The sequence below is a fragment of the Desulfuromonadales bacterium genome (genome assembly GCA_035620395.1).
Lineage (GTDB): Bacteria > Desulfobacterota > Desulfuromonadia > Desulfuromonadales > DASPGW01 > DASPGW01.
In genome coordinates this window covers 1-7,704 of record DASPGW010000287.1, presented here as the reverse complement: position 1 = coordinate 7,704, position 7,704 = coordinate 1, and the positions used below count along the sequence as shown (strand labels likewise).

Annotated in this window: 12 protein-coding genes; 2 read left to right on the top strand and 10 right to left on the bottom strand. The window is 61.9% G+C overall.

Features of this window, described 5'->3' with window-relative positions:
* Positions 1–151: 151 nt before the first annotated feature.
* Both VD811_15715 and VD811_15710 read right to left on the bottom strand, forming a co-directional pair.
* On the bottom strand, positions 152–1,015 hold the full coding sequence (locus VD811_15715) for a TraB/GumN family protein (GenBank protein ID HXV22431.1): 864 nt from the start codon (positions 1,013–1,015) through the stop codon (positions 152–154).
* Between the two features lie 73 nt (positions 1,016–1,088).
* Positions 1,089–1,580, bottom strand: coding sequence for a DUF2059 domain-containing protein (locus tag VD811_15710; protein ID HXV22430.1), 492 nt, complete (start codon positions 1,578–1,580; stop codon positions 1,089–1,091).
* A 438-nt stretch (positions 1,581–2,018) separates the two neighbouring features.
* Here VD811_15710 and VD811_15705 point away from each other — a divergent pair, with 438 nt between their 5' ends.
* Positions 2,019–2,222: a hypothetical protein gene (locus tag VD811_15705; GenBank protein HXV22429.1), complete on the top strand. Its 204-nt coding sequence runs from the start codon at positions 2,019–2,021 to the stop codon at positions 2,220–2,222.
* A gap of 29 nt (positions 2,223–2,251) precedes the next feature.
* On the opposite strand, the gene VD811_15700 is transcribed toward VD811_15705, so the two are convergent.
* Positions 2,252–3,025 (bottom strand): AMP nucleosidase, encoded by a 774-nt coding sequence (locus tag VD811_15700; GenBank protein HXV22428.1) that lies wholly within the window; start codon positions 3,023–3,025, stop codon positions 2,252–2,254.
* 258 nt (positions 3,026–3,283) lie between these two features.
* Between VD811_15700 and VD811_15695 the strand changes: the two genes are divergently transcribed.
* A complete protein-coding gene (locus VD811_15695) occupies positions 3,284–3,595 on the top strand; it encodes a cytochrome C (GenBank protein HXV22427.1) in 312 nt (103 codons plus the stop codon).
* A 13-nt stretch (positions 3,596–3,608) separates the two neighbouring features.
* Here VD811_15695 and VD811_15690 read toward each other — a convergent pair whose 3' ends face one another.
* The 7 genes from VD811_15690 to VD811_15660 all read right to left on the bottom strand — a co-directional run.
* Entirely contained in the window at positions 3,609–4,001 is a 393-nt protein-coding gene (locus VD811_15690; protein ID HXV22426.1) for a hypothetical protein, read from the bottom strand.
* 12 nt (positions 4,002–4,013) lie between these two features.
* Positions 4,014–4,436, bottom strand: a complete 423-nt coding sequence (locus VD811_15685) for a PDZ domain-containing protein (protein HXV22425.1) — start codon at positions 4,434–4,436, stop codon at positions 4,014–4,016.
* A gap of 17 nt (positions 4,437–4,453) precedes the next feature.
* Complete coding sequence (locus VD811_15680) at positions 4,454–5,068, bottom strand: L-threonylcarbamoyladenylate synthase (GenBank protein ID HXV22424.1); 615 nt, start codon at positions 5,066–5,068, stop codon at positions 4,454–4,456.
* A gap of 53 nt (positions 5,069–5,121) precedes the next feature.
* On the bottom strand, positions 5,122–6,222 hold the full coding sequence (locus VD811_15675; GenBank protein HXV22423.1) for an aminopeptidase: 1,101 nt from the start codon (positions 6,220–6,222) through the stop codon (positions 5,122–5,124).
* 44 nt (positions 6,223–6,266) lie between these two features.
* Positions 6,267–6,545, bottom strand: a complete 279-nt coding sequence (locus VD811_15670) for a DUF493 domain-containing protein (GenBank protein ID HXV22422.1) — start codon at positions 6,543–6,545, stop codon at positions 6,267–6,269.
* Between the two features lies 1 nt (position 6,546).
* Entirely contained in the window at positions 6,547–7,002 is a 456-nt protein-coding gene (dut, locus tag VD811_15665) for a dUTP diphosphatase (GenBank protein ID HXV22421.1), read from the bottom strand.
* Positions 7,003–7,075: 73 nt separating this feature from the next.
* Positions 7,076–7,704 (bottom strand): insulinase family protein (locus VD811_15660; protein ID HXV22420.1); only part of this gene is annotated, 629 nt, incomplete at its 5' end.

Sequence of the window (7,704 nt, the reverse complement as noted above, 5' to 3'; positions counted from 1 at the left end):
TTATACTTATATTATAGCAAAGACGATGGCTTCAAGACCTGAGCATTAATGGGGGAGGGGAGAAAAGACGACTCGCAATGCGGGACTGATTAAGACCAATGGATTCGGGACTCTGGCCTTGGAGCGATGGTTTGGGTGGAGGCGGGAGTTTTCAGTCGAGCTGCTTTACTTCATATTCCTGTTTCTTCAAAGATTCGAGCAACCCGTCCCCACCGACCAGGTGGGCGGCGCCGACCAGCACCAGTTCCCGTTCGGGAGTGGCGAGAAGCTTTTCGATCTTCGGCAGCCAGTCCGCATTCCGGGCCACCAGCAGGGTCTGGTAGATCTCCGGAAAATCCTTACGGGTGGACTCCACCAGGAGTCGGCCCAACTCCTTCTCGTTCCCGCTCCTCCAGACCTGGATGATTTCGTTGAACATCGTGCCCGTCCGGCTCAGGTCGGCGAGCGACTGCTCGATCAGCGAATCCTCCATCCCCTTCCCCATCACGGCAAGAAAGTCGAGTTGCTCGTCGGCGGTTTCCAGGCCCTCGATTTTCTTCCCCTCGGCCAGCGCCTTGTCGTAGTAGAATCGGTCGGCGCCGGCTTCCGTGATGCCGAGCTTTTGCAGCTCCAGGGTAACGAGGGTCAGCACAGCCATGGCCGGCTTCATCGGGTGCAGCATGGCGACCGGAAACCCCGCCTTCTCGCAATAGCGCTGCAACGCCAGATAGGCCTCCGGAGACAGGTCATCCGGCAGGGAGCGGCCATCGCGGTAGAACAGCGCGGCCATCATCTTCTGCTGGAATTCAGGACTCTGCAGCTCCCCGATGTCCGTTTCGAAGACGACTGCCGCCGACTGCCGGTAGGCCACATCGAAGGCGGCCGGCAGGGGAAAGTCACTGTCGCGCAGGAGATGACAGGTCCCGCCGAGGTAGATGACCGAATCCCCCTTTTTCACCTCCCAGATCGGTGCGGCGGCGTAGGCGGAGAGAGCGAAAAGGAGGACGGTGATAAGGGCAATGGCGAATTTCTTCATGGTTTTTCCTGCCTGCCGGGGGTCATGCTAGTGAAAGTTTCCTGATCGATGTGAGCGGGGGTGTTGTAATATCCTAGAACTCGATCCCCTCCGTCGCAAACCGGTCCGTCAACCGCTCGAACAGGGCCTGTTCGAACTCCTGGCTCCATTCCTGAATCGCGTCTCGGCTCTCCCCGGCCATTGCCGCTGAGGCCGCCAGGCTCTTGCGGCCGACCTCGCTCTCATGGAAGGCGAGCAGTTGCCGGATTTCGCCGGGGGTAAAATGCACGGCGAAAATCGTCGCCAGCCGCTCTTCCAGATCGGCGAGTTTCAGGTCGAGCACCGCCCCGATTTCCTCGTCAACCATGCGGTTTGTTGCCTCGGAAGAAGGAGGGTCGGCCGGCAGGAGCGCCGCCACCTGCTGCCGGTAGGACGCCTCAATCTGGGGCCGCAGCCGCTCGGTCAGGCTGATTCGGACCAGCCGTCGGAGATCGTTCCGATAGGCCGCTTCCCGCTCCTGGGGCGTCAGGGCGGGGGTACAGGCAGCGAGGGCAAGGATCAAGAGCAGCGGGATGACACGGTACATAAGAACTCCTTTCTTTGGGCGAGGCGCCCGGCAGATCAGACCAACCGTCGGCTGTTCATTGCATCAGGCGTTCTTTCAAATAATACCCGATCGATCCTCCGCGGCCCTGCCGGAATCCGGGAAACCCTCCCCTCCTGTATTTTCATACGGTTGTAAACATATGAATCATCGATGAAATTTGTCGCTTGACAAGCCGGCGGCCTGCGCTAGAGTGAAATCAAACGGTGACGGAAACGCCGACGAGGAAAAGTAGGGCGGACGACATAACATAATGTCGTCAATGACAGGAAGAAATTCCTCTGTCAACAAAAACGCTCGAAGACCCGGAACAGCAACACCCTCCGGAATAACCTCGCGACGCTATCCGTCATCGTTGTTTTTTGGGCTCTCCGGAAGGAACAAGCTGGCCCAAGTCTGGTCCTGGCTCATCATGGCTCCATGTCCGTCATAAATCACCGTCGCGTCAACACTCCCCCTGCCTTTGTCGGGCTTCGCCCGCCCTTTCGTCTCGACAGCAGCGACCCCACCGGGGCCGACAACCTCATGCTCGTTGTTGATGTTCTCGACCGAGAAATCGCAGAAGACCCGGAAACCGTGGAGCCTCAGGTGATTCCGACAGCGACGATCAAGAGCGGTTTCTGAGGCGGCTGTACTGGTCCTGCCCCCCGGGGTCAGTAGCGAAAGTGCTTGATCTTCTCACCCTTTTCCCCAATCTCGGCCATCGCCTCCAGGCCCAGGCGCAGGTGTATGTCGGCCCACTGGCGGGTGACGGCGAGATCCGACTCTTCGGTCTTCACCCCCTCGGGGGTGAGCGGCAGGTCGGAGACCAGCAACAGGGCGCCGCGGGAGATGGTGTTGTGGTGGCCGACGATGAACAGGGTGGCGGTCTCCATGTCGATGGCGATGCAGGTGAGCCGGCGGAGGCGGTCGAGGAAGGCGCGGTCATGTTCCCAGAGGCGGCGATTGGTGGTATAGACCACCCCGGTGCGGTAGTCGTAGCCGGCGGCCACCACTTTCTCGGAGACGAACTTGTGCAGCTTGAAGGAGGGGAGCGCCGGGACCTCGGGAGGAAAGTAGTCGTTGCTCGTTCCCTCGCCGCGGATGGCGGCGATGGGGAGGATGAAGTGGCCGATCTCGGTCGACTTCTTCAAGCCGCCGCATTTGCCGAGGTAGAGCACGCCCTTTGGATGGCGGGCGCTGAGCAGGTCCATGATGGTGGCGGCGTTGGGCGAGCCGATACCGAAGTTGACGATGGAGAGCCCCTGGGTGTTGGTGGCGCCCTGCATGGGCCGGTTGTCGCCGCGCACCTCGCAGCCATAGAGCTCGGCGAAGCGCTCGACATGGTAGCGGTAGTTGGTGAGCAGGATGTACTCCCCCAAATCGTCCAGGGACATCCCGGTATACCGGGGGAGCCAGTTTCGGGCTATCTGCAGACGCTCTGGCATGGCTTTTCCTGTCTCAGCAAGTCGGTGCACGCACTGGCGCGTTTAAAAAAGTATCCTGCAAAAAGCCGCTGCCCGCAACGACGCGACGAATTATTTAATCATTCACAAGCACCGCCCCCCGCAGTAGGAGCGCATCTGTCGGCGGGTTTACTGACAGTTACGACCGGGGATCCGGAAGGAAGGGTTTGCCAAGGGGAGGCCCGCCGTCTATATTCTTAGGGTCTTTATTGGCAGGAACACGCCGGAGAGGAGACTGCAATGAGGCGATGGATGGCCGCGGGAGTTCTGCTGGCCGTGACGGCGGCAGCGGCGTTGGCGACGGAAGGACCGACGGTGGCGATGGGGCAGACGCTCTTCGAGTCGACCGCCCTGGGGAGCAACGGCAAGAGCTGTGCGAGCTGTCACCCGGGTGGCAAGGGACTGGCCGAGGTCGGCGCCTACGACGACCCGATGCTGAAGGAGATGATCAACTTCTGCATCCGCGATGCGCTGAAAGGAAGGATGCTGGCGCTGGAATCCCAGGAACTCGACTCGATGCTTCTCTACCTGCGCACCCTGCCGCCGAAGTAGTCCCCCGCCCCCATCAGCAGCCGCAGCCGCAGTTGTGGCAGACGACCTTGTTGCTCCCTTCAGGCTCGATGGTCTCCGGGGCGAAGGCGATGCGGTTGATCCCCCGGCGGATATCTTCGAGAAGGTCGCGGTTGGGACTGATGCCAATGATGTGGCCGAGGCAGAGGTTGCCGATGCCGTCCTGCGGCGAGCGCAGCCGCACGGTGTTGAGCAAGTCGTTATACCCCCTGACCTCGAGGACCATCTCCGCATTCGCCTCGCGCCGCAGCACCATGCCGAACGGCGCCAGCTCTTCGGCCAGGCCCTTCAGCATCGCGTCGAGGACCTCTTCATCCAGTTCGAAGCTCCAGTCGGCGCGGCTGTGGCGGCGGCCGTAGAGCACCACGGTAATCTCTTTTGTCTGCATCTCTCTTCCTGCCTAATATTTTTTGTCGGGAGTCAGCATTTTCACGCCGGGCGGCGCGGCAACGGGTTTGAGCGCGGCCCGTTTCAGGGTCAGCGAATGGCGACCCGCCTCCCCCGGCCGCAGGTAGGTGATGGTCACGCTGCCACCGACCGGTCCCCAGAGGTAGCGCGGAACCACTTCGGCAAAATCACTGCCGGCCAGAGCAAAATCGTCTACCTGGACAATCAGGTCGCCCGGCTGCAGGCCGGCAGTCTGGGCCGGCGCGCCGGGCACCACGCTCAGAACCACCAGCTCCCCCTTCGCCGTCGGCACCACCTGCAGGCCGACGCTGCCGTGCGCTTTTTCCGCCGCGACGAGGGCGGCGGGAGCCACCAGCAGCAACAGCCCGGCGAGCGCCAAGGCGATGAGGGCGAATCGGGTTCGTCTCCTGCCCATGGCGACGGTCTCCTTCACTAGAGCTGATGAATCCAGGACGTGTCGCCGCTGCCCTGCCGCAGAACTTCGATCCGGTCGTCGACCAGGCTGATGACGGTCGACGGTTCGCCCAGCAGCATGCCTCCGTCCACCACCAGATCGAGCATGTGTCCCATGGACTCCTGTATCTCCTGGGGATCCTGGTAGGTCTCCTCCCCGGAGACGTTGGCGCTGGTCGTCACCAGGGGATGCCCGAGCTCGCGGACGATGGCGAGGGCGATGGGGTTGTCGGGGATACGGATGCCGACGGTCTTCTGTCGGGTGGTGAGCAGGTCGGGAACGACCCGGGTCGCCTCCAGCACGAAGGTGTAGGGACCGGGGAGGTGCCGCCGCATGATCTTGAAGGCGAAGTTGCTGACCTGGGCGTAGTTTGCCACGTCGGAGAGGTCGGCGCAGATGAAGGAGAACGGCTTGCGGGGGTCGCGCTGCTTGATCTGGTAGATCTTCTTGACCCCCTTCTTGTTGAAGATGTCGCAACCGATGCCATAGGTGGTGTCGGTCGGGTAGCCGACCACCCCCCCCTGCTTGAGCACCTCTACGACCTGGTTAATCAGGCGGGGCTGCGGATTCTGCGGATTGATGGACACAAGCACGCGGACTCTCCTCCAGGCTGACGGTCAAGAATTTCAATTAAATACGTTGCAACTCAGGACGGGTTCAACTCCAGCAGGTCGGGGTGGACAAAGCGCCCGTCGACCTGGATCGGCTCGCCGTCGAGAGCGATCGTCCCGTCCCCTGCGAGCAATTTTACCATATCCCAGTGGACTGCACTCTGATTGCCATTGTCGCACTCGTCGTAGCAAGCGCCGGGGGTCAGGTGGATGGAGCCGAAAATCTTCTCGTCGAAGAGAATGTTGCGCATCGGGGCGAGAATCCGCGGGTTGACGCCGATGGCGAACTCGCCGATGTAGCGGGCGCCTTCGTCGGTGTCGAGGATGCGGTTGAGCGCCTCTTCTTCGCGCGGCGCCGTGGCGCGGACGATCCGACCGCGCTCGAATTCGAGGCGGATCTGGTTGAATTCGCGCCCGCCATAAAGGGTCGGGGCGTTGAACGTGATGAACCCCTCGACGCTGTCGCGAACCGGCGCGGTAAAGACCTCGCCGTCCGGAATATTGTAGCGACCGTCGCATTTAACCGCCTGCATGCCGGCCAGGGAAAAGCGCAGGTTGGTATCGGAGGCGCTGATGCGTACTTCGTTCGCCCGGTCGAGCAGCTGCTTGAGCCGGTCCTGCTTGCGAGACTCCGCAGCCCAGTCGACATTGCAGGCGGCGTAGAAGAACTCCTCGTATTCGGCCAGGCTCATCCGTGCGTCCTGGGCGGCGCCGTAGGTGGGGAAACGGGTCACCACCCAGCGGGTGTTCTTGACCCGCTCCTCCTGAATGGGGTGCAGCAGCTTTTGGTGGCCGACGATCTTCTGCTGGTCGGCGCGGGCCAGGGTCATGACGTTGTCAGGGGCGCCGATGCCGATGGAGACGTCCACCTGCCGCATGAAATTCAGGCGATGCTCGGGGAAATAGGCGAGCTGCTCGGCGCCGGCCAGATCAAAAAACTGGCGGCGCAGATCGGGCAGGTCGAGCTCGACCTCGACGTGCCGGGCACCGGCCCGCAACGCCTCGGCATGCACGGCGGTAACCAGCGGCAGGCTCTCGATCCCGGAGGCACTGATCAGCACGATGTTCCCCGGCTGCACAGCGGTGGAATACCCGGTCAGGATACGCGCCAGTTCTTCAATGCGTGGGTCTCGCATGGCAGGGTTCCTCGATAATTTTTTTTATGTTCCCCCAGGTCGGCTCAGAGCAGGTATTTGAGCCCTTCGACCCGGCGCAGGGCAGCGTAGATCGCTTCCAGCTGCTGAAAAGTATGCAGGCGCACCATAACGGTGACGCAGAGATAGGTTCCGCCGGCGCTCCGGCTCAACTTTACAGCATCCAGGGAGACCGGCGTCACCGCGTCGACCGCTGCCCGGACCGCCTCCTGAAAAACGCCGTCTGGGTCGTTGGGTCCAAAGGCCTTGAACAAGTAGTCGCAGGGAAACTCGAGCAACTCTTCAGGATGCGGATGCCGGTCCATGTCAGCTCCGGTGGTTGACGCCGGTGTGGCCGAAACCGCCGGCGTTGCGCCCGGTCGCCTCGAGGCACTCGACGAGGTTCAGCGTCGCCCGCCGGACCGGAGCGATGACCAGTTGGGCGATCCGGTCCCCATGATCGATGACCACCTCGCGCTGGCCGTGATTGATGACGATCACCCCGATCTCCCCTCGATAGTCGGCATCGATGGTGCCCGGGGTATTGAGGAGCGTCACCCCGTTCTTCAGGGCGAGGCCGGAACGGGGGCGGACTTGCCCCTCGAAGCCGGCGGGAATCGCCAGGGCGATGCCGGTCGGCACCAGGCAGCGGGCGCCGGGGGCAAGATGGAGAGGCGCATCAAGGGCGGCGCAGAGGTCCATACCGGCGGCCAGTTCGGTCATGTACCGGGGGAGAATCGCATCGGTCCGCAGACGCATGACACGCACGTCGATCGGCTGCATGAAATGGCTTCCTTGCCGAAATAAAGCGATACGGTTAAAGGTCTGGCTTCAGAAAAAAAACAAAAAGGGTCGCTCAGCCGAGGGTCAGGTCGACGGCCGGAAAATCGCCCGCGTTCACCCGGCCCATCACCTGCAGGGTCAGATAGTCGTCGCGGAGGATGGAGGCGGCCAGTTTCTGGATATCATCCGCCGTAACCCGGTCAAAACCCGCGATGACTTCGTTGATGGAGGGATTGCGGCCGAGATAGATCTCGTTCTTCGCCAGCCGCGTCATGCGGTTGTCGGTGCTCTCCATCGACAGCAGGAGCTGTCCCTTCAACTGCTCACGGGCAAAATGCATTTCGTCATCACTGACCGGTTCGGTCTTGAAGCGATTGAGTTCCTTCAGCATGATGCCGGTCACATGGGGCGCATCTTCGGGCGAGGTCCCGGCGTAGAGGACCAGGGCGCCGGCATCGGAATGACAGTTCAGATAACTGTAGATTGAATAGGCCAGTCCCTGCTCTTCGCGGATCTTCTGGAACAGGCGGGAACTCATGCTGCCGCCGAGGATGGCGTTTAGCAGATAGGATTCGAAGCGGTTGGGATGATTCTGCGGCAGGGCCCGGGTGCCGAGACAGAGGTGAACCTGCTCCAGGTTCTTGTCGACGGCGCAGATCCGGTGCCGATATTCGGGCAGCGAGCAGAGTGGCGGCCGGGAAC